The sequence below is a fragment of the Achromobacter sp. RW408 genome (genome assembly GCF_003184165.1).
Taxonomy (GTDB): domain Bacteria; phylum Pseudomonadota; class Gammaproteobacteria; order Burkholderiales; family Burkholderiaceae_B; genus Achromobacter; species Achromobacter xylosoxidans.
The window spans coordinates 715,879-739,076 of the sequence record NZ_QHHO01000046.1 but is presented as its reverse complement, the minus strand read 5'-3'; the positions used below and the strand labels follow the sequence as shown (position 1 = coordinate 739,076).

The following is a 23,198-nucleotide window of genomic DNA, read 5'->3' as shown; positions in this document are numbered from 1 at the left end:
CCGTTGTTCCTAGATGTGCAGCTGCCGCAGCTTCAGGTGCGAGGCCAGCAGGTGATTGGCGGTGAAGTAAAGGGCCACGGCGCTCATCGCCAGGCCGAACACCGAGGCGGCGTCGGCCCACTGCAGGCTGCGCGACGCGCCCTGCGCCGCGGCGAAAACCGGCAGCGTCCACAACGCCAGCAAGGCGTTGCGCGGCACCATCCACCACGACAGGCCGGCGCCGCGCGCCGCCGCGCCGCGCATGGCGGGACCGCCGCAGCCGCAATCGATGTCGCGGCGGCCGCGTGCCAGGTTCACCGCCACGCCGGCGGTGGCCAGCGCCAGCACCAGCAGCGCCAGCGCCGCCCCCGGCGAACGCAGGCCGGGTACCAGCAGCAAGGCGCCAGCCAGCGCTTCGGCGAGCACATAGCCCCAGGCAAACAGGCCACCGAACGCTGCCGGCACGATCTCATAGGCCTGCACGGCGGCGGCAAACGCGGCCATGTCCTTGAGCTTTTCCAATGCCCCCAACAGCAGCACGCAGGCCAGCGCGGCGCTGGCGGCATAGAGCAGGACGGGATCGGTCATGGCGTGCCTCCCGGTTGCGGTTCGACCTGCAAGGCGGTTTCACCGGCGCCCTGGATGGTGCCCTTGAACACCGGCGCGGCCGGCGCCGCGTCGTAGACGTTGACGTTGCCGCCGTCGATGGTGAACAGGCGCGGCTTGTCGTCCTGCGACACCGACATCGACAACGCGTTCTTGCCCGGGATGCGCGCCAATCGCTTGTGCGTGGCCAGGTCGTAGACCCAGATCTCGGCCGCCGGCGTCTTGTGCGACCCCTCGGCGCCATTCGGATGCATGCCCACGTACAGCCGCTTGCTGGCGCGGTTCACCGCCAGCAGGTTGTAGCCGCCGGGGCGCCAGCCGCGATCCTTGCCGGAAGCGTCCAGCAGCGACCAGCGCTCGCCGAAGCGGGCCTCGGCGCCGCTGAAGTCGGCGCTGTAGACGTTGCCGTTGTACGAGACGAAATAGAAGGTGTCGCCCAACCGGTCGGTATGGGTGAAGATCGGGTCCTTCTCCACCTCGAACATCGGCTTGCTGCGCTGCTGGCCGGATGGCTTGCCGGCGGAATCAAGGTCGACCATGACGAAAGAGCCGTCGCCGCAGATGCTGGCGAAGCTGCGCGGCCGCGATGGCGGCACGATGATGCTCCAGCAGCCCGCCGCCGCGGTCACTTCGTCGGCGAACTTGCGCGTCTTCAGGTCGACCACCGTCACCGACGACGCGGGCGTGGCGTTCTGCACGAACAGCAGGCCGCCGTCCGAACTCTGCTGCAGGTAATTGCGGTAATTCAACGCCTGCGCGCGCTTCTCCGGGATGGGCACCTCATACTTGGGCGTCAACGTCTCGGCATCCCAGGCCTCGACCACGTCGGTGCGCTTGCCCCGGTTCAGGCGCTCGTAGTAGGTGGTCATGATGTAGATGTCCTTGCCGTCCGCCGACACCGTCATGTGGCCGTTGAACGACGAGGGCACCAGCCCCAGGAATTTCATCGTATCGCCGTCATAGATGTTGATGCGGCTGTCGACCAGGTGGTTGAACACCGCATCCATCACGTACAACCGATGCGGCGTGGCCGGCGGCAGGCGCGTGCCGCCCTTGAGTTCCTCGACCGGCAGGTCGGCGCGGGCAAGCCCGGCCGCGGCGGCCAGCGCCGCGCACAGCGCCCACTTGCCGGCCCGCCCGGCGCTGCCCTTGGCACAAAGCGCAATCATTGGCTCTCTCCTGGTGTCATGTCCATTGCTCCTAGAAGGCGTAGACGTAGCGCATCTGCACGCCCCGCATGCGCGGGCCGTTCTCGACCTTCAGGTCGTGGATGTACTGCATCTGGATCTGGTTGGCGTCGTTGATCTGGTGGGTAAGCTCCAGCGCCAGCTGGTGGTTGCGCGCGCGGCTGCTCACGGTTTCGCCGCTGGAGCGTTCGCGCCCGCCGGTCTCATAGCGGTAGCGTATGCCCGTATAGGTGTCGGGCGTGAGGTTGGTGGAAGCCAGCGCAAAGAAGCGGAAGGACGGATCCTTCTTGAGCGTCTGGCTCATCCAGTCGGTGTTGCGTCCGTAGATTTCCACTTCGGCGATGGCCTCGAGGAAGGTGGACTCGCCCACGCCCTTGACGAACGAAAAGTCCTGGACCGTGGACCAGCGATTCTTGCCTGGCGAGGTGTCGGGGCGCGAACCGTCGTAGCGGCCAAGCGGCACCACCACGAAGGGTTCCCAGGCGAACCAGGTCTTGGTCTGCTCATTGTTGTAAAGCCAGATCGCGGAACCCAAGGTAACGTCGCCGATACCGGTCTGGCGATCGCGCGAGGCGCCCGGCATCTCCATGGTGGTGCGCGACATCGGCACGATGAACTCCAACTGCACGGTCTTGCCGAACAGTTCGCGATAGTGCATCTGGCGGTAGATCAGCGCGTCCACGTCCACCGAGGCGCCGTCGACGCGCTTGCCGGCCGAGTACAGCCCGGACGAACGCAGTCCGGACAGGTAGCCGGCGATGATATTGGTGCCCACCGGCGCGGGTATCCAGTCGCGCGCGCTGGGATCTCCCGCCCATGCCGTCTGCGCCATCGCCAGGCACGCCAGCAGCAATGCTGTGCGCGCCCGGGCCCGGCAAATGGTCTTGCCTGCCATGCACTTCCCCTTGGTTGCGCAGCCTGCGCGCGCCGGTATCTCCCGGCTTGTCCCGCGCGGCCGTCAGTCTAATAAGCGATACAAACGGACTTCTTCTCCAGGTACAGATCGAGGACGGCGCGGCCATGTTCACGGCCGACACCGGACTGCTTGAAACCTCCGAACGGCATGTTCGGGTCCAGCATGTTGTGGGTGTTGATCCAGAGCGTGCCCGCGTCGATGCGCGGAATCAGCCGCTGGACTCGCGCCAGGTCGTTGCTCCAGAGACTGGCGCCCAGCCCGAAGGCGCTGTCGTTGGCCAGCCTCACGGCGTCGTCCAGCGTGTCGAAGGACTGGGCCACCACCACCGGCCCGAAGATCTCCTCGCGGGCGATGCGGGCGTCCTGCGGCAGATCCGCGAACACGGTCGGCCGCACGAAATAGCCGCCGCCCTCGCCCGCCTCGCCGCCGGCCAGCACCTTGCCGCCTTCGGCGCGGCCGATACCGATGTAGTCCATCACGCGTTGCTGGTGGCGGGCCGACACCAGCGGACCGACCTGCGTATCCGGGGCAAAGCCGGAACCCAGCTTCATGCCGCTGGCCAGGTCGGCCAGCCGCTCCACCACCTTGCCGTACAAGCCTTTCTGCACATACAAGCGCGAGCCGGCGGTACAGACCTGTCCCTGGTTGAAGAAGATCGCGGCGGCGGCTCCCTGTGCCGCCATATCCGCATCGCAGTCATCGAGCACGATGACGGGCGATTTGCCGCCCAACTCCAGCGAGACGCGCTTCATGTCGTCCATGGCGGCGCGGCCGATGAGCTTGCCGACTTCGGTGGAGCCGGTGAAGGCGATCTTGTCCACGCCGGGATGCGCAACCAGCGCCGCGCCAGCGGTCTCGCCACGGCCGGTCACCACGTTGACCACGCCCGGCGGGAACCCCGCCTCCAGCACCAGTTCGGCCAGGCGCAAGGCGGTCAGCGGGGTTTCCTCGGCCGGCTTGAGCACCACCGTGCAACCGGCGGCCAGCGCCGGCGCGATCTTCCAGATCGCCATCAGCAGCGGAAAATTCCACGGAATGATCGCGGCCACCACGCCCACCGGCTGCGGCAGTGTGTAGGCGCTGTACTTCACCCCGGGCGGGAACGGGATCGACAGGGCCAGCGTGTCGCCGGTCAGCTTGGTGGCCCAACCCGCCATGTAGCGCAGCCATTGGGCGCCGGAGCCAACCTCCAGGCCCTGCGCCACGCCCAGCAGCTTGCCGTTGTTCAGGGTCTCCAGGCGCGCCAGTTCCTCGCCATGGCGTTCCACCAGGTCCGCCAGGTTCAGCAGCAGGCGCTCGCGTCCGGCCGGCAGCATCTCGTGCCAAGGGCCACCGGCGAACGCCCGGCGCGCGGCCTGCACCGCCAGGTCGACCTGCGCCGCGCCAGCGTCCAGCTGCATGGCGATGATCTCGCCGGTTGCCGGATCGTGGACGGGAATGGGATCGCCCTGCCCCTCGCGCAGCGGCTTGCCGTCGACGATCATGTATTCCCGGATGGCAGCCAATTCCGGACGGCCGGTGGCGGAAACGCTGGCGGAGGGGCGGGCGGACGACATGCGAAAGCTCCAACGGATAGTGTCGGGCCAGCATAGCAACGGCCCATCGCGTTCGCTTGTCCGCCCGTGCATGGCGATTTGTCCCGGTGCGCACGGCCCAAAAAAAAGCGGGACGCTCGCTGCGCCCCGCCTTGCCAGTCGCGCGCCCCGGGGGCGCGCCGGATCAATCCAGCATCAGCACGGTGGCGCCGGTGGTCTTGCGCGAGGCCAGCGCGGTCTGCGCTTCGCCCGCCTGTTCCAGGCCGTAGCGCTGGTCGATACGCACCTTGATCTTCTTCTTCAGGACCAGGTCGAACAGCTCATCCGAGGCGGCCTGCAGCTTTTCCAGCGTGTTGACGTGCACGCCCAGCGACGGCCGCGTCACGTACAGGCTGCCCTTCTGGTTCAGGATGCCCAGGTTGACGCCCGCCACCGGACCGGACGCATTGCCGAAGCTGACCATCAGGCCGCGCGGCTCGATGCAGTCCAGCGAGGTTTCCCAGGTGTCCTTGCCGACGCCGTCGTACACCACCGGCACCTTCTTGCCGCCGGTCAGGGCCAGCACGCGCTCGGCGACGTTCTCGCGCGAGTAGTCGATGGTTTCCCAGGCGCCGTTGGCGCGCGCCAGCTCGGCCTTCTCGGGGCTGGAGACGGTGCCGATCAGCTTCACGCCCAGGGCGCGCGCCCATTGGCAGGCGATCAGGCCGACGCCGCCCGCGGCGGCGTGGAACAGGATGGTCTCGTTGCCTTGCAGGCGGTAGGTCTGGCGGAACAGGTACTGCACGGTCAGGCCCTTGAGCATCACCGCCGCCGCTTCGTCGAAGCCGATGCCCTTGGGCACCTTCACGACCTGGTTGGCCGGCACGTTGCGGGCCTTGGCGTAGGCGCCGATGGGGCTCTGGCCATAGGCCACCCGGTCGCCCTTTTTCAGGTGCTTGACGTCGGCGCCCACGGCGGTGACCACGCCAGCGCCTTCGAAGCCCAGGCCATGCGGCAGCGGATGGGGATACAAGCCCGTGCGGAAATAGATATCGATGAAGTTCAGCCCGGCCGCATGCTGGTCGATGGTGACCTCATTGGCGGCCGGCGGCGGCACTTCGACTTCGACCAGTTTCAGGACTTCGGGACCGCCATGCTGCTCGATACGGATTGCCTTGACGAGATTGCTGGCCATGCTGGCCTCCTTTCATTGGATTGTTGCGACGCAAGCTTGAGAATCAAACGGGAAGCCCGGACTTCAACGCGGAGCAGCGTTGCCGCCGGGCGCGGCGGGCGAAGGCCTGGCGGCCCCGCCCCCCATCAATACGAATACACCCGCCAGTACCAGCGCGGTCCCGGCCATCTGCCAGACCGTGATGGGCTCTTGCAGGAACCACGACGCCAGGAACAACACCGACACCGGCCCCAGCATGCCCAGGAGCGAGGCGGTCGGCGCGCCGATCAGCGCCACCGCCCACATCAGCATGAAGACGGGCACCACCGTGTTCAGGGTGGCGTGGATGATCGAGTAGCCGTACACGCCCATCGGCTGGACCAGCACGGAGGCGGGATGGATCACGAAGAACTGCACGATGCAGGCCACGCAGGACACCAGCATGGCATAGGCCACCAGCCGCGTGGGTCCGACGCGCTTGATCAGCTCCCCGGAACAGATCAGGTACACAGAATAGCTGAGCGCCGAACCGAAAACGAACAAAGACCCTGACAACACCTCGGCGGAGCCGCCGAAGCTGAGGTCATGGGCAAAAACCAGCACCACGCCGGCGTATGACAGCGTCATTGCCAGCCACTGGCGGCGCTCGACCGGGCGCTTGAACCAGAACGCCGAAATCAGCACCACCAGCGACGGCGACAGGAACAGGATCAGCCGCTCCAGGCTGGCGGTGATGTAGCGCAGGCCGAGAAAGTCCAGGAAACTGGACAGGTAATACCCGAGCAACCCCAGCAGGCAGACCTGCAGGCGCTCTTTCCAGGTCATGACGACGATCTCGCCGCGCGCCGCCAGGCGCGACTGGTGCCAGGCCACGGCCGCGAAAAACGGCATGGCGAACAACATGCGGAAAGCGATGAGGGTGACCGCGTCGATGCCGTAGCGGTAGGTGAACTTGACGACGATGGCCTTGGCCGAAAACAGGATGGCGCCAAGCGCGGCCATGAAGAACCCGGCCGCGCGGCTGGAGGGACGGGAGACCGGCAAAAGCTTGGCAATACGATTCATGCGATGATTTTAGATTCAGCGCCACGGGATTTGCACGCCCGCGCGCTTTTTTTAGCCACTAGCCCAGCGTCCCCCCGCCGTCCCATTGCGAATGACCCGACACCGCGCCCTCACCTACATCCACATCGCCGCCGTCCTGTTCGGCCTGACCGGCGTCTTCGGCGAACTGATCCAGGCCAGCGCGGCGGTCATCACATTGGGCCGGGCGGTCTTCGCGGTCATTTCGCTGGGGCTTTTTGCCCGCATGCGGCGGCGCCCGCTGCTCGGCGCCCTGACGCCGGCCCAGCTGTTCGTGCTGGTGATCGCGGGCGCCCTGCTGGCGGCCCACTGGGTCACCTTCTTCATTTCGGTGAAAGTGGGCGGGATCGCCATCGCCACCTTGGGCTTTGCCAGCTTTCCCGCCTTCATCACGCTGTTCGAGGGTCTGATCTTCCGTGAGCGCGTGCGGTTGGCCGAATGGTTGCTGCTGGGACTGGTCACCGCCGGCCTGGTGCTGGTCACGCCCTCGTTCGATCTCGCCGACCAGGGCACCATCGGCCTGGCCTGGGGCCTGCTGTCGGGCCTGACCTTCGCGCTGCTGGCCCTGAGCAACCGCCGCTCGGCCTCGGGCATGGATCCGATGCAGGTGGCCTGCTGGCAAAACCTGGTGGTGGCGCTGGTAATGCTGCCATTCGCCGTCGGCCAATTGCCCGCCCTGCCCGCCATGGACTGGTTCTGGCTGGCATTGCTGGGCGTGTTCTGCACCGGCCTGTCGCATTTCCTGTTCGTTTCCAGCCTGACGCGCCTGAACGCGCGCAGCGCCGGCCTGGTGATCGCGCTGGAGCCGGTGTACGCCATCGCCTTCGCCTGGATCCTGTTCAGCCAGCAGCCGACCGTGCGCATGATGGCCGGCGCGGCCCTGATCGTGGCCGCCATCGTCTGGTCCGGCCTGCGCAAAACGCCTGCTCCTCTCCCGGAAAGCGAGCCTGGAAAGCAGTCTTGACAATTACTGCCTAGGCAGTAAAATTCGCGAATGAACGCCCCGCCCCGCCCTGATTCCTCCGAAAATCCGATCCATTATCGCGGCGACACGCGCTGCATGATGGAAGAGAACGCCGGCTACCTGATCAAGCTCGTCGCCAACTCCCTGAACCGGATGCTGGACCAGGAAATGGCTCCGCTCGATCTCACCGCCATGCAGTGGCGCCCCATAGCCATGGTCTCCCTGGGCCGTGCCGACACGCCCGCCGAACTGGCCCGGCTCAATGGGGTGGACACCGGCGCCATGACGCGCACCCTCGACCGGCTCGAGGCCAAGGGTCTGCTGCGCCGCGCCCGCAGCCAGCAAGACCGGCGCGTCGTGAAAATCGAGTTGACCGAACTGGGCGAAGCCAAGGCGCGCGAAATCCCGCCCAATATCGCCCATGTGTTGAACCATCATCTGCGCGGTTTTTCCGCTGACGAAGTCACGCAACTGATGCACTTCCTGCGCCGCATGATCGCCAACGGTTCCGCCTCCGCCCCCGAACGCTGACGGCGTCGGCCGGCACCGCCCCCCCCTGTAAAAGGGGTTTTATTTGACGTAATATTTGCCTAGGCAAATACAGATTAATCAATTACTTTCAGCAGATTGTCAGGATGAAACGCCTTCTTTCTACCGCATTAGTGTTGGCTTTGAGCGGTTGCGCCCTGATGGAACCCGGCCCCGAGCCGGTGGCCGCCCTGAATGAAGCCAAGCTGGGATTGACGGGCCAGGCAGTGGCCTGGCCCGAAACGAAATGGTGGCAGCGCTACGGCGACAGCCAGCTCGACACGCTGATGGACGAGGCGCTCGCCAACAGCCCCTCCATGACCGCAGCGCAGGCCCGCCTGGCCAAGGCCAACGCGGCCGTCAGTACGGCCCGCGCCCCGTTGATGCCGCGCGTCGACGCCAACTACACGCTTAACCGCGAGCACCTGTCCGCCGACTACATCTATCCGGCCCCGCTCGGTGGCTCGGTGGTCAGCGAAAACCGCCTGGCGCTGGACTTCAGCTACGAGCTCGATTTCTGGGGCAAGAATCGCTCGCACCTGAAGGCAGCCGTCTCGCAGCAGGCCGCCGCCGAAGCCGACGCCCAGGCCGCGCGCAACGTGCTCGCCAGCGCCACCGTGCGCGCCTACCTCAATCTGCAGGACGCCTTCGCCCAGCGCGACGTCATCAAGCGCGTGCTGGCCCAACGCGAGGAAGTGCTGTCGCTGACCCGCGGCCGCTATTCCGCCGGGCTGGACACCCAGGTCGAGGTCAAGCAGGCCGAATCGTCGCTGGCCGCCGGCCAGGTCGAGCTGACCCAGACCGAAACCACGCTGGCGCAATTGCGCAACCAGGTCGCGGCGCTGGCGGGCGCCGGTCCGCAGCGCGGCCAGTCGCTGGTGGCAACGGCGCTGACCGCCCCCGCCGGCGGCGTGCCCGCCAGCGTGCCGCTGGAGCTGCTGGGCCATCGCCCCGACGTGGTCGCGGCGCGCTGGCGCGCCGAAGCCGCCCGGCACCAGATCGACAGCGCCCGCGCCGAGTTCTATCCCAACGTCAATCTGGTGGCTTTCGCCGGCTTCCAGGCGATCGGCACCGGCAACCTGCTCGGCGCCGCCGCCCGCACCGCCGGCATCGGCCCCGCCATCACCCTGCCGATCTTCCACGGCGGCGAATTGAACGCCAACCTGGCCAGCCGCCGCGCCGACGCCGACCTGGCCGTGTCCGACTACAACCAGACCGTGCTCGATGCCGTGCACCAGGTCGCCGACGCGCTCGACGGCCTGCGCCTGCTGGAACAGGAAAGAGCGCAGCAGCGCCAGGCGCGCGAAGCCATCGAGGCGGCCTATGAACTGGCCGTCAATCGCTACAAGGCGGGCATGGGCAACTACCTGACCGTGCTGATCGCGCAGACCGGCGTGCTGACGCAGGCGCGACTCGACACCGACCTGCGCATCCGTGCCTACCAACTCGACGCAAACCTGGCCAACGCGCTGGGCGGCGGCTATGCGCCCGCCCCCGCGACCGACGCCGCGCCCGCCACGAACTCCACTCATTGAACGCTCCGGATTCAGACGTCATGAACGCAGCCACTCCCACGACCAATCCCGCCCGCAAACGCCTGCTGCTGATCGCGACCGGCGTTTTCCTCCTTATCGCGATCGCCTACGGCATCTGGTGGGTCCTGTTCGGCGCCCACTTCGAGAGCACCGACGACGCCTACGTGCACGGCAACCTGGTGCAGATTACGCCGCAGGTGCCCGGCACCGTGGTGGCCATCGAGGCCGATGACACCGAGACCGTCGCGGCCGGCCAGCCGCTGGTGCGCCTCGATCCGGCCGACACGCAGGTCGCCCTGCAGCAGGCCGAGGCCAAGCTGGCGCAGACCGTGCGCCAGGTCCGCACCTACTATGTCCAGAACGACGCGCTGGCCGCCGACGTCGACCTGCGCAACGCCGACATCCTGCGCGCCCAGGCCGAACTGACCCGCGCCCAGAGCGACGTCAGCCGCCGCCAGCAGTTGGCCAAGTCGGGCGGCGTCAGCGGCGAGGAAATCCTGCACGCCGAAGCCGCGCTAAAGACCGCGCAATCGGGCCTGGCCCAGGCCCGCGCGGCACTGGCCGCCTCGCGCGCCAAGCTGGCGACCAATCAGGCACTGACCCAGGGCACCACGGTGGCGGACCACCCCGACGTGCGCCAGGCCGTGGCCGGCCTGCGCAACGCCTGGCTGGCGCAATCGCGCACGGTGCTGCCGGCCCCCGTCGGCGGCGTCGTCGCCCGCCGCAGCGCGCAGGTGGGCCAGCGCGTGGCGCCCGGCGCCGCGCTCATGACCGTGGTGCCGCTGGACCAGGTCTGGGTCGAAGCCAACTTCAAGGAAGGCCAGCTGCGCAAGATGCGCGTCGGCCAGCCGGTCAAGATGGTCGCCGACCTGTACGGCAGCTCGATCACCTATCACGGCACTGTCGAGGGCCTGGATGCCGGCACCGGCAGCGCGTTTGCCCTGCTGCCGGCCCAGAACGCCACCGGTAACTGGATCAAGGTGGTGCAGCGCGTGCCCGTGCGCATCAAGCTCGATCCCGAAGACCTGAAAACGCACCCGCTGCGCGTAGGCCTGTCGATGGATGTGGAAGTCGACGTCGGCAAACAGGAAGGCGAAGCGCTGACGGCCGCCACCCGCAAGGAACCGGCCTGGTCGACGCGCGCCTTCGAACCCGCCCATGACGAGCTCGACGCCATGATCCAGAAAATCATCCAGGCCAACCTCGCCTCCGACGAATTCACCCCGCAGGCGGACGCCTCGCCCGTGGCCAAAGCCGGCTTGGCGCGCGGCGCCAAGTAAGGGAGCGCTCCCATGAGCACCACCGCGCAGCCCGCGGCCGGCGGCGCCCCCGCCGAACCCACCGTTCTCCCGCCGGGCACCTACCCGCCGCTGGAAGGCGCCACCCGCATCATCGGGTCGATCGCCCTATCCACGGCGGTGTTCATGAACGTGCTGGACACCTCGATCGCGAACGTGTCCATTCCCACGATCTCCGGCGACCTGGGCGTCAGCTCCAGCCAGGGCACCTGGGTCATCACCTCGTTCGCCGTGGCCAACGCCATCACCGTGCCGCTGACCGGCTGGCTGACGCAGCGGTTCGGCCAGGTCCGGCTGTTCCTGATCTCCACGCTGCTGTTCGTGCTGGCCTCGTGGCTGTGCGGCTTCTCGCCCTCGCTCGAAGCGCTGATCGCCTTCCGCGTGCTGCAAGGCGCGGTGGCCGGGCCGATGATCCCGCTGTCGCAAACGTTGATGCTTGCCAGCTTTCCCAAATCCAAGGCCGGCATGGCATTGGCGGTGTGGTCCATGACCACACTGGTCGCGCCGGTGGCGGGGCCGCTGCTGGGCGGCTGGATCTCCGACAACTACACCTGGCCGTGGATCTTCTACATCAACGTGCCGGTTGGCCTGCTGGCCGCGTGGATCAGCTGGCGCATCTATGGCAATCGCGAATCGCTGACCCGCAAGCTGCCGATCGACAAGCTCGGCCTGGTGCTGCTGGTGGTGTGGGTCGGCGCCTTGCAGATCATGCTCGACAAGGGCAAGGAACTGGATTGGTTCGCCAGTCCCACCATCATTGCGCTGGCGGCGATCGCCTTCGTCGCTTTCGTCTTTTTCCTGATCTGGGAACTGACGGATGCGCATCCGGTGGTGGACCTGCGCCTGTTCAAGGTCCGAAACTTCACGGTGGGTGCGCTGACCCTGGCGGTGGCGTACGGCGTGTTCTTCGGCAATGTGGTGCTGCTGCCCCTGTGGCTGCAGAGCTACATGGGCTACACAGCCACCTATGCCGGTCTGGTGACCGCGCCGGTGGGACTGCTGGCCATCCTGCTCACACCCATGGTGGGCAAGATGCTGGCCACGCGCGACCCGCGTCAGATCGTCACGGTGGCATTCCTGATCTTTGCGCTGGTCTGCTTCATGCGGTCCGGTTTCAATACGCAGACCGATGTGCGCACGCTGATGATCCCCACCATCATCCAGGGCGCGGCCATGGCGGCGTTCTTCGTGCCGCTGACCTCGATCACGCTGTCCAGCATCGAACCCTGGCGCATACCCGCGGCCTCCGGCCTGTCGAACTTCCTGCGCCTGACGGCCGGCGCATTCGGCACCTCGATCGCCACCACGTTGTGGGAAAACCGCGCCACCCTGCACCATGCGCAGCTGACCGAAGTCGCCAAGCCCGGTCAACAGGCCTTCGACCAGACCGTGAACCTGCTGCAGAATAGCGTGGGCATGTCGCACTCGCAGGCGCTGAGCACCGTGGACCGGATGATCAACTCGCAGGCCTTCACCATGTCGGCGGTCGATGTCTTCTACGCCTCGGCGGTGATCTTCCTGCTGCTGACCGGACTGGTATGGTTCGCGCGGCCCCGCTCGGCCAAGGCGGGCGGTGGCGGCGGCGCCGCGGAAGCCGCGGCAGGCGCTCACTGAACGGCGCCACGCCCGCGAAACACGCGAAAAAAAGCCCGGCGAGCGCCGGGCTTTTTTTCAATTCTTGAGAAGCGCCTGCCAATCCTGCCGCTCGATCACCTCTGGCGGCAACGCGCTCACCGGCGACAGGTTGATCACCGACACGCCTCGGCCGCGCCACTGCTGCGCGGCAAAACGGAACGATGGCTCGATCAAGCGGGCAAAGTTGCGCACCAGGCGGCTGGTCTGCGGCGTGGCGCCCTCATCGTAGAAACGCATGCCGTGCTGCAGTGTCAGGTCGAGACCATGCAAGTAGACCTTGCGCGCTCCGCCCGAAATCAAGACCTGCAGCGCCACATAGGCCACCGTATCGGCATCGAACACGCCCAGCGACGCGTCGAAGCTGTAGCCCAATCCTTGCTTGGCATCCAGCAATTGCAGGTCGGGTGATGCCGCCACCATGCGCTTGAGCACCGCCGGCGCGGCGCTGCGCTCGTAGGCGCGCTCCGAGATCAGCTCGATGATGCAGATGCGGCAACGGATGAGATCCTGCGGAATGCCCTGCATGATGTAGCGCAGGACTTCCGGCAACACATACAAGGTCAGGTCGCAAGCGACGATTTCACGCACCAGGTCGATGCGATCACGCACGAAATTCTGGTCGATGATGCAGTAGTACTTGAACGGCAACTTGAACTTGCGAGCCAGCGCGATCGAGCCATTGACGCCCATCGCCGTCCGGATATCCAGGCGGTCGTATGGAATCTGCGCAATGGAGGGTCCGCTCAGGATCAGGTGCACCTCTGCGTCCGCCGGGTCATAGCCCTGCTGCAGCGGGGTAATGGGAAAGGTGCGTCCGAACGCCCGAAAACCGCAGATCACGCCCGCCGGATCGCGCCAGATCCGCACGAACGGCCACAGGTGCTGGTTGTGTCGCTGCGTGCGCGAGCGAAGCATGCGAAACAGCTTGCGGGCGAAGCGGTCGGCCCGGCTCCCGCCCACCGGCGCGGGCGGAGCGGCAATCGAATCGACCACGTTATCGGCCCCTGGCTGATGCATCGCTACGCCGTGGGAATCAGCGACGCAATGGCGTCGCCCACTTCGGCCGTGGACGCGCTGCCCTTCATGTCGCGTGTGCGCGGGCCATCGGCCAGCACGGTTTCGATGGCGCGAACCACCGCCGCCGATGCGTCCGGATAACCCAGGAAATCCAGCATCAGCGCGCCGCTCCAGATCTGGCCGATCGGGTTGGCGATGCCCTTGCCGTAGATGTCGGGCGCGGATCCATGCACCGGTTCGAACAACGACGGAAACTTGCGCTCGGGATTCAGGTTGGCCGACGGGGCGATGCCGATCGTGCCGGTGCAAGCCGGGCCGAGATCGGACAGGATATCGCCGAAAAGATTGGAAGCCACGACCACGTCGAACCAGTCAGGATGCTGCACGAAATGCGCGCACAGAATGTCGATGTGATATTTGTCCCAGCGGACGTCGGGGAAGTTCCGGGCCATGTCGGCCACGCGTTGGTCCCACCACGGCATCGAGATCGAAATGCCATTGGACTTGGTTGCCGCGGTCAAGTGCTTGCCGCGCTTGCGGGCCAGTTCGAAGGCGAATTTCAGGACCCGCTCGGCGCCGACGCGGGTGAACACGCTTTCCTGGATGACCACCTCGCGCTCGGTGCCGCCGAACAGTACGCCACCGCTGTTCGAATACTCGCCTTCGGTGTTCTCACGGACGATGAAGAAATCGATCTCGCCCGGCTTGCGATCGGCCAGCGGCGACGGCACCCCGGGCATCAGGCGCACCGGGCGCAGATTGATGTACTGGTCGAATTCGCGACGGAACTTGAACAGCGAGCCCCAGAGCGCTTCATGATCGGGCACGGTGGCGGGCCAGCCGATGGCGCCGAAGAAAATCGCCTCGTGCTGGCCGATCTGCTGCTGCCAGTCGTCCGGCATCATCTTGCCGTGCTTGGCGTAATAGTCGCAGCTCCAGTCGAAATGATCCCACTGGAAATCGATGCCGAAGCGCGTCGCGGCGGCCTCAAGCACCTTCAAGCCTTCCGGCATGACCTCCTTGCCGATGCCATCTCCTGGAAGTACTGCAATCTTGTGTTTTGCCACCACGTTTTCCTTTGGATTTCCGGGTTATATCGCCCAGAATCATAGGCATAAATGGTGCCAACGCAACACCCCCAGTTACAAACAACACAATACCTCGGGTTACAACACGCGGGGGCCCGAATTTGTCCTAAAAATGGAATACAGCGTTCAGCGGCGGGATTTGGATCCTAGCAGGGACCCCAGGATGCCCCGGGCCAATTGCGTCGCGATCGAACGGGCCGTGCTCTTGGCGAAGGTCTGCACCACGCCGTCGCGTTTGCCGCCACGCGGTCCGGTCGAGCCAAACAGCACGTCATTCAGGCTGTCCATGAGACCACCGCCCTGCTTCTCGGCCGGCGCGCCCCCCGCCGTTGGCGTGGGCGCGGCCTTCCCGGGCGCCTGATCGGCTGGCGCCGCGGCGCGTCCGGCCAGCACTTCGTAGGCGGATTCGCGGTCGATGGCCTTGTCATATTTGGCCGACATGGGACTGCCCTGGCGCAAGGCCTGGCGCTCGGCGTCGGTGGCCGGCCCGATGCGGCTGGCCGGCGGCACGATCCAGGCGCGCTCGGTCGGCATCGGCCGGCCCTTGGCATCCAACAGCGACACCAGCGCTTCGCCCACGCCCAGTTCAGTGATGGCCGCCTCGATATCCAGCCCCGGATTGGGCCGCATGGTCTGGGCCGCGGTCTTGACGGCCTTCTGGTCGCGCGGCGTGAAGGCCCGCAGCGCGTGCTGCACCCGGTTGCCCAGCTGGCCCAGCACCGTGTCCGGGATGTCCAGCGGATTCTGCGTGACGAAATACACGCCTACGCCCTTGGAACGCACCAGGCGCACCACCTGCTCGATCTTGTTCAGCAGCGCGGGCGGCGCGTCGTTGAAAAGCAAGTGCGCTTCGTCGAAGAAGAACACCAGCTTGGGCTGGTCGGGATCCCCCACTTCGGGCAGCTTCTCGTACAGGTCGGCCAGCAGCCACAGCAGGAAGATCGCGTACAGCCGCGGCGCCTGCATCAGCTTGTCGGCGGCCAGCACGTTGACGATGCCGCGGCCCTGGGCGTCGGTGCGCATCAGGTCGGCCACGTCCAGCATGGGTTCGCCGAAGAATTTCTCGGCGCCTTGTGACTCCAGCGCCAGCAGGCTGCGCTGGATCGCGCCGACGCTGGCCGCCGACACATTGCCGTAACGGGTCTTCAGTTCGGCGGCGCGATCGGCGACGTTCTGCAGCATGGCGCGCAGGTCTTTCAGGTCCAGCAGCAACTGGCCTTCGTCGTCGGCCACCTTGAAAACCAGGGTCAGCACCCCTTCCTGGGTATCGTTCAGTTCCAGGATGCGCGCCAGCAACAGCGGGCCCATGTCGGTAATGGTGGCCCGCACCGGCGTGCCCTGCTCGCCGAACACGTCCCACAGCGTGACCGGGCTGGCGCCCCACGCCGGCTCCGACAGGCCCAGGTTTTTCAGGCGTTCCTGTAATTTGGGACTGGCCACCCCCGCCTGCGAGATGCCGGTCAGGTCGCCCTTGACGTCGGCCATGAAGACCGGCGTGCCGATGCGGGAAAAGGACTCGGCCAGCACCTGCAGGGTGACGGTCTTGCCCGTCCCCGTGGCGCCGGTGATACAGCCGTGGCGATTGGCCAGGGCCGGCAACAGGGCCAGCTCGGTCTGGGCGTTCTTGGCGATGACGATGGGGTTGGGCATGGACTGCTCTCCGGACCGGAATGACTCAGATGCCCAAGTGTAGAGCCTGCCGCGGCGCTTGTGCGCGTGGCAATATGGACACAGGCGGTCGGCAGCCGGGCGCACCGGCCGCCGGCACGGTAAAATGCCCGTTTTGCAGACAATTTATCCTGGGAAGCCATGGCCGGACACAGCAAATGGGCCAATATTCAGCACCGCAAAGGCCGCCAAGACGCCAAACGCGGAAAGCTCTGGACCAAGATCATTCGTGAAATCACCGTGGCGGCGCGCGCCGGCGGCCCCGACCCGGACAGCAATCCGCGCTTGCGCATGGCCTGGGACAAGGCCACCGACGCCAACATGCCCAAGGACAACATCCAGCGCGCCATCCAGCGCGGCGCGGGCGGCGCGGACGGCGACGCCTACGAGGAAGTCCGCTACGAAGGCTACGGCATCGGTGGCGCGGCGGTCATCGTCGACTGCATGACCGACAACCGCACCCGCACCGTGGCGGAAGTGCGCCACGCCTTCGCCAAGAACGGCGGCAACCTGGGCCAGGAAGGCTCGGTGGCCTTCATGTTCAAGCACTGCGGGCAGTTCGTGTTCGCTCCCGGCACGCCGGAAGACCAGGTCATGGAAGCCGCCCTCGAGGCCGGCGCCGAAGACGTCACCACCGATGAGGAAGGCGTGATCGAAGTGGTCTGCGCCCCGGCCGACTACGCCGCCGTGCGCAAGGCCTTCGACGACGCCGGCCTGAAGGCCGAAGTCGACGGCATCGTCATGAAGGCCCTGAACGAAACCGAACTGGCCGGCGAAGACGCCATCAAGATGCAGAAACTGCTCGACGCCCTCGAAAGCCTGGACGACGTGCAGGAAGTCTATACGACCGTCATTTTCGACGAAGCGCAATAATTTTCCGCAGTCTTGTCGACGCTGCTTTTTCACGCAGTTTTTCCATTACCCGGCGCGCCGCAGGCCTGGCCTTCCCCGCGCCCCGCTGTCACCGGATCCGGGCCCGCCCGGATCCGTGGCCTACTTCTCGGGCAGGTGTCTGACGACACTCGACTGGCAACCTTAAGAATCACGCAACAATGAAACTCCTGGTAATTGGCTCGGGCGGCCGCGAACATGCCCTCGCCTGGCGGTTGGCCCGCTCCCCGCGCGTACACAAGGTGTACGTGGCGCCGGGCAACGGCGGCACGCAACGGGCCGAGCAGATGGAAAACATCCCGCTCACCAATGCCGAGGAACTGGCCGATTTCGTCCAGCGCGAAGGCATCGCCCTGACGGTCGTCGGCCCCGAAGCGCCGCTGGCCGCTGGCGTGGTCGACGTCTTCCGCGCTCGTGGCCTGAAGATCTTCGGCCCCACCAAGGCCGCCGCGCAGCTGGAAAGCTCCAAGGACTACGCCAAGGCCTTCATGGTCCGGCACAACATCCCGACCGCGCGCTACGAGACCTTCACCGATCCGGCCGCCGCCCACGCCTACATCGACCAGGAAGGCGCCCCCATCGTGATCAAGGCCGACGGCCTGGCCGCCGGCAAGGGCGTGGTGGTCGCCGCCACGCTCGAAGAAGCGCACGCAGCCGTCGACGCCATGCTCGGCGACGGCTCCATGGGCGAAGCCGGCGCGCGCGTCGTCATCGAGGAATGCCTGGTCGGCGAGGAAGCCAGCTTCATCGTCATGTGCGACGGCCGCAACGTGCTGGCGCTGGCCACCAGCCAGGACCACAAGCGCCTGCAAGATGGCGACCAGGGTCCGAACACCGGCGGCATGGGCGCCTATTCGCCCGCGCCCATCGTCACGCCCGAGCTGCATCACCGCATCATGCGCGAAATCATCCTGCCGACCGTGCAGGGCATGACGCGCGACGGCATCCCCTACACCGGCTTCCTGTACGCCGGCCTGATGATCGCCCCCGGCGACGATCCCGACCGCGACATCAAGACGCTGGAATTCAACTGCCGCATGGGCGACCCGGAAACCCAGCCCATCATGATGCGCGTCAAGAGCGACCTGCTGGACGCGCTCGAGCACGCCGTCGAAGGCACGCTGGACCAGGCCGACATCACCTGGGACCGCCGCACCGCCCTGGGCGTGGTGCTGGCCTCGCACAACTATCCCAATACCCCGCGCACCGGCGACGTCATCCGCGGCCTGCCCGCAGACGCCGACGACTGCATGGTGTTCCACGCGGCCACCCGCCTGGAAGGCGACGAAACCCAGACCACCGGCGGCCGCGTGCTGTGCGTCACCGCGCTGGGCGACTCGGTCAAGATGGCGCGCGACCGCGTCTACGAAGCCATCGACGGCATCCACTTCGACGGCCGCCAGTACCGCAGCGACATCGGCTGGCGCGCGCTCAAGCCGTCGCAGCAGAAGCCCAAGTCCAACGCGTAACTGGAAGCGCCGATGAACGCATTGCCCGTCGCCGACGTCCGCGGCTACTTCACCGGCCTGCAGGCCCGCATCGTCGGGGCGCTGGAAGCCGCCGAGGGCGGCCCGTTCCGCACCGACGAATGGATCCGGCCCGAAGGCGGCGGCGGCGTGTCGCGCCTGCTCGAAGGCGGCCAGTTGTTCGAACGCGCCGGCGTGCTGTTCAGCCACGTCCAGGGTTCCAAGCTGCCGCCCTCGGCCAGCGCGCACCGGCCCGAACTGGCCGGCCGCTCGTGGCAGGCCATGGGTGTCTCGATGGTGCTGCATCCGCGCAACCCCTACGTGCCCACCACGCACATGAACGTGCGCATGTTCGTCGCCACGGCCCGTCCCGGCCATGACGAAACCGACGTGTTCTGGTTCGGCGGGGGGATCGACCTGACGCCCTACTACCCCTTCGAGGAAGACGCGCGCCACTTCCACACAGTGTGCCGCGACGCCCTGGCGGGCCACGGCGCCGACTACTACCCGCGCTACAAGCGCTGGTGCGACGAATACTTCTTCCTCAAGCACCGCAACGAAACCCGCGGCATCGGCGGCATCTTCTTCGACGACCTGAACGCCCCCGGTTTCGACGCCTCCTTCGCCTTGACGCGTTCGGTCGGCGACGCCTTCCTCGACAGCTACCTGCCAATCGTCGACCGCCGCCGCCACACGCCGTATGGCGAGCGAGAACGCGACTTCCAGGCCTACCGCCGCGGCCGCTACGTCGAGTTCAACCTGGTGTTCGACCGCGGCACGCTGTTCGGCCTGCAATCGGGCGGCCGCACCGAGTCGATCCTGCTGTCGATGCCGCCGCTGGCGCAATGGCGCTACGACTGGCAGCCCCAGGCAGGGACGCCCGAGGCCGAACTGGCCGCCTACCTGACGCCGCGGGATTGGGTGTGAAGCGTATCGGGCTCCTGGGCGGCAGTTTCGACCCCGTCCACGTCGCGCATGTCGCCCTGGCCGAAAACGCGCTGCGCGCGCTCGGCCTGGCGCAGGTGCAAATGATCCCGGCCGCCAACCCGTGGCAACGCGCCGCCCTGCACGCCACCGCGGAACAACGCCGCACCATGCTGGAACTGGCCATTGCGGGCCGCGACGGCCTGGCGGTCAACCCGATCGAACTGGAGCGAGGCGGCGCCACCTACACCATCGACACCCTGCGTGCCCTGCCCGCCGATGCGCGCTACGTCTGGCTGCTGGGCGCCGACCAACTGGCCAATTTCTGCACCTGGCAATCCTGGCGCGACATCGCCAGCCTGGTGGACCTGGCGGTAGCGACCCGCCCCGGCACGCCGCTGGCGCCGCCGGCGGAGCTGGCTGACTGGCTGCGCGGCCAGGGGCGCGAACTCGAAGAATTGCCTTTCGCCCCGATGCCGGTTTCAGCCTCGCAGATCCGCGAGCGCCTGGCCCGAGGCGAACCGACCGACGGCCTGCTGGCCGCACCCGTCGCCGCCTATATTGCGGCGCACCATCTTTACCGATAAACCCATCCCGCCCTGGCGCGCAGCGCCACGGAAACCGGCACTCGCCGTCCGTCAGCGGGTTATATTTGCAGCTATGGATATACAGAAACTCCAACGCGCCGTCATCGACGCTCTCGAAGACGTCAAGGCGCAAGACATCAAGGTCTTCAACACCACGCATCTGACCAGCCTGTTCGATCGCGTCGTGATTGCAAGCGCCACCTCCAACCGGCAGACCCGCGCGCTGGCCTCCAGCGTCTCCGACCGCGGCCGCGCGCTCGGCCTGTCGGGCATCACGATCGAAGGCGAAGACACCGGCGAATGGGTCGTCGTCGACTTGGGCGACGTTGTCGTCCACATCATGCAGCCCGCCATCCGCCAGTACTACAACCTGGAAGAGATCTGGGGCGGCAAGCCGGTGCGCGTCAAACTGCTGCCCGAATCCACTCGGTCCGCGCCGATCGCCGGCGACAGCGGCTACGACAGCACTGACGACTGAGGCGCGTCGTGAAACTGATCGTCGCGGCCGTGGGCACCCGCATGCCGGACTGGGTGCAGACAGCCTGGGACGACTACGCCAAGCGCCTGCCGCCGGACTGCGCGCTGGAACTGCGTGAAATCAAGCCCGAACCGCGCACCACCGGCAAGACCCCGGCACAGATGATGGCGGCCGAAGCCAAGCGCATCGAGGCCGCCCTGCCGGCCGGCGCGTTGCGCCTGGCGCTGGACGAACGCGGCCGCGATCTCACCACCATGGCGTTATCGCAAAAGCTCGAGCAATGGCGCGCCGGCGGCCAGGACGTCGCCTTCCTGGTCGGCGGCCCCGACGGACTCGACGCCGACCTCAAGGCCTCGTGCAGCGGTCAACTGCGCCTGTCATCCCTGACGCTGCCACACCCCATGGTGCGCGTGGTGCTGGCCGAACAGCTCTACCGCGCCTGGGCCATCATGACCAACCATCCCTATCACCGCGCCTGAGGCATGACGCCGGGCGCCAGCCTCGCGCGCCTGCAGCGCGCCGCCTCCCATGACTGACGCCTTGCCCGCACGCCTCTACCTCGCCTCCGCCAGTCCTCGCCGGCGCGAATTGCTGACACAGATCGGCCTGCCGCACGCGGTGCTGCGCGTGCCCGCGCCGCCCGGCGAAGACGAACCGCAACACCCCGGCGAAAGCGCCGCCGACTACGTCCGGCGCACGGCCCGCGACAAGGCCGAACGCGGTCGCGACTGGCTGCGCGCCCAATCCTTGCCCATCATGCCGCTGCTGGCCGCCGACACCACGGTCATCCTGGACGGCCAGGTGCTGGGCAAGCCCGCCGACCGCGACGACGCCATCCGCATCCTGCAGGCGCTGTCGGGCCAGACGCACCAAGTGCACACCGCCGTGGCGCTGTGGAGCGGCGAACGCCTGCTGGAGTCGGTCTCCATCACCGAGGTGCAAATGCGTCCGCTGCAAGCGGACGAAATCGCGCGCTATTGCGACAGCGGCGAACCCTACGGCAAGGCCGGCGCCTATGGCATCCAGGGACTGGCCGGCACTTTCATCGCGCGCATCGACGGCAGCTACACCGGCGTCATGGGCCTGCCCCTGTTCGAAACCGCCAACCTGCTGCGGGCCGCCGGCATCGCGATTCCCTGATTCGCGCGGCAACATGAAAAAAGCCCCCGGGACCTTGGCGATCCCGGGGGCTTTTTTGTAGCGATCCGCGGCAGCGATCAGCTTTGCGAGGTCGACACCTGCGCCATCGCCTGCGGTTGCACGCCGGGCGCCGGGGCCTCGCCTTCCAGCGCCGCATGCAACTGGTCCTTGTCCAGCTCGCCTTCCCAGCGCGCCACCACCACGGCGGCGGTGGCGTTACCCACCAGGTTGGTCAGCGCGCGGCATTCGGACATGAAGCGGTCCACGCCCAGGATCAGCGCCATGCCGGCCACCGGCACGGTCGGCACCACCGACAGCGTGGCTGCCAGCGTGATGAAGCCGGCGCCCGTCACGCCCGCGGCGCCCTTGGAACTCAGCATCGCCACCAGCAGCAGCAGGATCTGGTCGCCCAACGACAGCGGAATGTCGCAGGCCTGGGCGATGAACAGCGCCGCCATCGTCATGTAGATGTTGGTGCCGTCCAGGTTGAACGAATACCCGGTAGGCACCACCAGGCCGACCACCGACTTCGAGCAGCCGGCGCGCTCCATCTTCTGCATCAGCGTCGGCAGTGCCGCTTCCGACGAGCTCGTGCCCAGCACCAGGAGCAGTTCTTCGCGGATGTAGCGCACCAGCTTCAGGATCGAGAAGCCGTTGTAGCGCGCCACCAGGCCCAGCACCACGACCACGAACAGCACCGAAGTGGCGTAGAACGTGCCCACCAGCATCGCCAGGTTGATGATCGACTTGATGCCGTACTTGCCGATGGTGAACGCCATCGCGCCAAATGCGCCGATGGGCGCGGCCTTCATCAGGATGGCGACCAGCTTGAAGATGGGCTGGGCCAGCGCCGTCAGGAAGTCCAGCACCGGCTTGCCGCGCTCGCCGACCTGCGCCAGCGCGATGCCGAACAGCACCGCCACGAACAACACCTGCAGGATGTCGCCGCCGACGAAGGGGCTGAAGATCGTGGTGGGGATGACGTTCAGCAGGAAGCCAGTGATGGTCGAGTCATGCGCCTTGGCGACATAGCCCGACACCGCCTTCTGGTCGAGCGTGGCCGGATTGATGTGCATGCCGGCGCCCGGCTGCACAAGGTGGCTCACCAGCATGCCGACGATCAGCGCCAGGGTCGAGAACACCAGGAAGTACAGCATGGCCTTGCCGGCCACCCGGCCGACCTTCTTCAGGTCGCTCATGGCCGCGATGCCGGTCGCCACCGTCAGGAAGATCACCGGCGCGATGATCATCTTCACCAGCTTGATGAAGCCATCGCCCAGGGGCTGCATCGCCTGGCCGAGATCGGGCTTGAAATAGCCCAGCAGAATGCCGACCACAATGGCGAACAGCACCTGCACGTACAGGATTTGATAGAACTTGAGCTTGCGCGCAGGCGCGCCTTGATCCACTTCGATCATTGGGATTTGTCCCCACCAGGGGCCCCTGTTCCCCCGCGTCGTGGCGCAGCGGATATCGGGGCGTTATCTCTTTTAGAGCCTTGCGTATTGGCGCAGGCCGAT

At 66.8% G+C, this 23,198-nt stretch carries 22 protein-coding genes; 12 read left to right on the top strand and 10 right to left on the bottom strand.

Features of this window, described 5'->3' with window-relative positions; genetic code table 11:
* Window positions 1–9: 9 nt before the first annotated feature.
* From DK459_RS13535 to DK459_RS13510, 6 genes are all read right to left on the bottom strand, one after another.
* Entirely contained in the window at window positions 10–567 is a 558-nt protein-coding gene (locus DK459_RS13535; RefSeq protein WP_020926901.1) for a MauE/DoxX family redox-associated membrane protein, read from the bottom strand.
* Window positions 564–1,754, bottom strand: a complete 1,191-nt coding sequence (locus DK459_RS13530; RefSeq protein WP_054444361.1) for an amine dehydrogenase large subunit — start codon at window positions 1,752–1,754, stop codon at window positions 564–566. Before DK459_RS13530 ends, DK459_RS13535 begins: the two co-directional genes overlap by 4 nt.
* A gap of 31 nt (window positions 1,755–1,785) precedes the next feature.
* A complete protein-coding gene (locus DK459_RS13525; RefSeq protein ID WP_054444360.1) occupies window positions 1,786–2,667 on the bottom strand; it encodes a transporter in 882 nt (293 codons plus the stop codon).
* 68 nt (window positions 2,668–2,735) lie between these two features.
* The gene (locus DK459_RS13520; protein WP_024068327.1) at window positions 2,736–4,244 is read right to left on the bottom strand and encodes an aldehyde dehydrogenase; all 1,509 of its coding nucleotides are present in this window, start codon (window positions 4,242–4,244) and stop codon (window positions 2,736–2,738) included.
* A 163-nt stretch (window positions 4,245–4,407) separates the two neighbouring features.
* Window positions 4,408–5,397 carry a quinone oxidoreductase gene (locus DK459_RS13515; protein ID WP_006387805.1) on the bottom strand — a complete coding sequence of 330 codons (990 nt, stop codon included), beginning with the start codon at window positions 5,395–5,397 and terminating at the stop codon, window positions 4,408–4,410.
* Between the two features lie 63 nt (window positions 5,398–5,460).
* Window positions 5,461–6,441 carry a DMT family transporter gene (locus tag DK459_RS13510; RefSeq protein WP_006387804.1) on the bottom strand — a complete coding sequence of 327 codons (981 nt, stop codon included), beginning with the start codon at window positions 6,439–6,441 and terminating at the stop codon, window positions 5,461–5,463.
* Between the two features lie 91 nt (window positions 6,442–6,532).
* Between DK459_RS13510 and DK459_RS13505 the strand changes: the two genes are divergently transcribed.
* The 5 genes from DK459_RS13505 (at window position 6,533) to DK459_RS13485 (ending at window position 12,398) form a co-directional block, all read left to right on the top strand.
* Complete coding sequence (locus tag DK459_RS13505; RefSeq protein ID WP_024068326.1) at window positions 6,533–7,423, top strand: DMT family transporter; 891 nt, start codon at window positions 6,533–6,535, stop codon at window positions 7,421–7,423.
* Window positions 7,424–7,519: 96 nt separating this feature from the next.
* Window positions 7,520–7,954 (top strand): MarR family winged helix-turn-helix transcriptional regulator, encoded by a 435-nt coding sequence (locus DK459_RS13500; RefSeq protein WP_024068325.1) that lies wholly within the window; start codon window positions 7,520–7,522, stop codon window positions 7,952–7,954.
* Between the two features lie 104 nt (window positions 7,955–8,058).
* On the top strand, window positions 8,059–9,486 hold the full coding sequence (locus DK459_RS13495) for an efflux transporter outer membrane subunit (RefSeq protein ID WP_026384881.1): 1,428 nt from the start codon (window positions 8,059–8,061) through the stop codon (window positions 9,484–9,486).
* Between the two features lie 20 nt (window positions 9,487–9,506).
* Window positions 9,507–10,766, top strand: coding sequence for an HlyD family efflux transporter periplasmic adaptor subunit (locus DK459_RS13490; RefSeq protein WP_020926895.1), 1,260 nt, complete (start codon window positions 9,507–9,509; stop codon window positions 10,764–10,766).
* A 12-nt stretch (window positions 10,767–10,778) separates the two neighbouring features.
* Complete coding sequence (locus DK459_RS13485) at window positions 10,779–12,398, top strand: DHA2 family efflux MFS transporter permease subunit (RefSeq protein WP_110134808.1); 1,620 nt, start codon at window positions 10,779–10,781, stop codon at window positions 12,396–12,398.
* Window positions 12,399–12,455: 57 nt separating this feature from the next.
* On the opposite strand, the gene DK459_RS13480 is transcribed toward DK459_RS13485, so the two are convergent.
* From DK459_RS13480 to DK459_RS13470, 3 genes are all read right to left on the bottom strand, one after another.
* The gene (locus DK459_RS13480; protein WP_024068322.1) at window positions 12,456–13,436 is read right to left on the bottom strand and encodes a putative glycosyltransferase; all 981 of its coding nucleotides are present in this window, start codon (window positions 13,434–13,436) and stop codon (window positions 12,456–12,458) included.
* Between the two features lie 2 nt (window positions 13,437–13,438).
* Window positions 13,439–14,506: a tartrate dehydrogenase gene (locus tag DK459_RS13475; RefSeq protein WP_054449226.1), complete on the bottom strand. Its 1,068-nt coding sequence runs from the start codon at window positions 14,504–14,506 to the stop codon at window positions 13,439–13,441.
* A gap of 144 nt (window positions 14,507–14,650) precedes the next feature.
* Window positions 14,651–16,174 carry a helicase HerA-like C-terminal domain-containing protein gene (locus tag DK459_RS13470; RefSeq protein WP_024068320.1) on the bottom strand — a complete coding sequence of 508 codons (1,524 nt, stop codon included), beginning with the start codon at window positions 16,172–16,174 and terminating at the stop codon, window positions 14,651–14,653.
* A 159-nt stretch (window positions 16,175–16,333) separates the two neighbouring features.
* On the opposite strand from DK459_RS13470, the gene DK459_RS13465 reads away from it, so the two are divergent.
* The 7 genes from DK459_RS13465 (at window position 16,334) to DK459_RS13435 (ending at window position 21,678) form a co-directional block, all read left to right on the top strand.
* Window positions 16,334–17,065 carry a YebC/PmpR family DNA-binding transcriptional regulator gene (locus tag DK459_RS13465; protein ID WP_006387795.1) on the top strand — a complete coding sequence of 244 codons (732 nt, stop codon included), beginning with the start codon at window positions 16,334–16,336 and terminating at the stop codon, window positions 17,063–17,065.
* A gap of 179 nt (window positions 17,066–17,244) precedes the next feature.
* Entirely contained in the window at window positions 17,245–18,552 is a 1,308-nt protein-coding gene (purD, locus tag DK459_RS13460) for a phosphoribosylamine--glycine ligase (RefSeq protein WP_006387794.1), read from the top strand.
* 12 nt (window positions 18,553–18,564) lie between these two features.
* Window positions 18,565–19,476 (top strand): oxygen-dependent coproporphyrinogen oxidase, encoded by a 912-nt coding sequence (gene hemF / locus DK459_RS13455; protein ID WP_020926888.1) that lies wholly within the window; start codon window positions 18,565–18,567, stop codon window positions 19,474–19,476.
* Entirely contained in the window at window positions 19,473–20,060 is a 588-nt protein-coding gene (gene nadD / locus DK459_RS13450; RefSeq protein ID WP_110134807.1) for a nicotinate (nicotinamide) nucleotide adenylyltransferase, read from the top strand. The genes hemF and nadD overlap by 4 nt, the downstream gene beginning before the upstream one ends.
* 73 nt (window positions 20,061–20,133) lie before the next feature.
* Window positions 20,134–20,538, top strand: a complete 405-nt coding sequence (gene rsfS, locus DK459_RS13445; protein ID WP_006387791.1) for a ribosome silencing factor — start codon at window positions 20,134–20,136, stop codon at window positions 20,536–20,538.
* A gap of 8 nt (window positions 20,539–20,546) precedes the next feature.
* Entirely contained in the window at window positions 20,547–21,017 is a 471-nt protein-coding gene (gene rlmH / locus DK459_RS13440; RefSeq protein WP_006387790.1) for a 23S rRNA (pseudouridine(1915)-N(3))-methyltransferase RlmH, read from the top strand.
* A 49-nt stretch (window positions 21,018–21,066) separates the two neighbouring features.
* The gene (locus DK459_RS13435; RefSeq protein WP_049051828.1) at window positions 21,067–21,678 is read left to right on the top strand and encodes a nucleoside triphosphate pyrophosphatase; all 612 of its coding nucleotides are present in this window, start codon (window positions 21,067–21,069) and stop codon (window positions 21,676–21,678) included.
* A gap of 77 nt (window positions 21,679–21,755) precedes the next feature.
* On the opposite strand, the gene DK459_RS13430 is transcribed toward DK459_RS13435, so the two are convergent.
* The gene (locus DK459_RS13430) at window positions 21,756–23,096 is read right to left on the bottom strand and encodes a dicarboxylate/amino acid:cation symporter (protein ID WP_006387788.1); all 1,341 of its coding nucleotides are present in this window, start codon (window positions 23,094–23,096) and stop codon (window positions 21,756–21,758) included.
* Window positions 23,097–23,198: the final 102 nt, after the last annotated feature.

Excerpts from the sequence above, each read along its gene's own strand:
- DK459_RS13470 (WP_024068320.1), bottom strand. The coding sequence starts at position 16,174 with ATGCCCAACCCCATCGTCATCGCCAAGAACGCCCAGACCGAGCTGGCC.
- DK459_RS13465 (WP_006387795.1), top strand. The coding sequence starts at position 16,334 with ATGGCCGGACACAGCAAATGGGCCAATATTCAGCACCGCAAAGGCCGC.
- DK459_RS13485 (WP_110134808.1), top strand. The coding sequence starts at position 10,779 with ATGAGCACCACCGCGCAGCCCGCGGCCGGCGGCGCCCCCGCCGAACCC.
- hemF (WP_020926888.1), top strand. The coding sequence starts at position 18,565 with ATGAACGCATTGCCCGTCGCCGACGTCCGCGGCTACTTCACCGGCCTG.
- DK459_RS13490 (WP_020926895.1), top strand. The coding sequence starts at position 9,507 with ATGAACGCAGCCACTCCCACGACCAATCCCGCCCGCAAACGCCTGCTG.
- DK459_RS13515 (WP_006387805.1), bottom strand. The coding sequence starts at position 5,397 with ATGGCCAGCAATCTCGTCAAGGCAATCCGTATCGAGCAGCATGGCGGT.
- DK459_RS13510 (WP_006387804.1), bottom strand. The coding sequence starts at position 6,441 with ATGAATCGTATTGCCAAGCTTTTGCCGGTCTCCCGTCCCTCCAGCCGC.
- DK459_RS13525 (WP_054444360.1), bottom strand. The coding sequence starts at position 2,667 with ATGGCAGGCAAGACCATTTGCCGGGCCCGGGCGCGCACAGCATTGCTG.
- DK459_RS13505 (WP_024068326.1), top strand. The coding sequence starts at position 6,533 with ATGACCCGACACCGCGCCCTCACCTACATCCACATCGCCGCCGTCCTG.
- DK459_RS13500 (WP_024068325.1), top strand. The coding sequence starts at position 7,520 with ATGATGGAAGAGAACGCCGGCTACCTGATCAAGCTCGTCGCCAACTCC.
- DK459_RS13520 (WP_024068327.1), bottom strand. The coding sequence starts at position 4,244 with ATGTCGTCCGCCCGCCCCTCCGCCAGCGTTTCCGCCACCGGCCGTCCG.
- DK459_RS13495 (WP_026384881.1), top strand. The coding sequence starts at position 8,059 with ATGAAACGCCTTCTTTCTACCGCATTAGTGTTGGCTTTGAGCGGTTGC.
- DK459_RS13430 (WP_006387788.1), bottom strand. The coding sequence starts at position 23,096 with ATGATCGAAGTGGATCAAGGCGCGCCTGCGCGCAAGCTCAAGTTCTAT.
- DK459_RS13435 (WP_049051828.1), top strand. The coding sequence starts at position 21,067 with ATGACTGACGCCTTGCCCGCACGCCTCTACCTCGCCTCCGCCAGTCCT.
- purD (WP_006387794.1), top strand. The coding sequence starts at position 17,245 with ATGAAACTCCTGGTAATTGGCTCGGGCGGCCGCGAACATGCCCTCGCC.
- DK459_RS13530 (WP_054444361.1), bottom strand. The coding sequence starts at position 1,754 with ATGATTGCGCTTTGTGCCAAGGGCAGCGCCGGGCGGGCCGGCAAGTGG.
- DK459_RS13535 (WP_020926901.1), bottom strand. The coding sequence starts at position 567 with ATGACCGATCCCGTCCTGCTCTATGCCGCCAGCGCCGCGCTGGCCTGC.
- rsfS (WP_006387791.1), top strand. The coding sequence starts at position 20,134 with ATGGATATACAGAAACTCCAACGCGCCGTCATCGACGCTCTCGAAGAC.
- DK459_RS13480 (WP_024068322.1), bottom strand. The coding sequence starts at position 13,436 with ATGCATCAGCCAGGGGCCGATAACGTGGTCGATTCGATTGCCGCTCCG.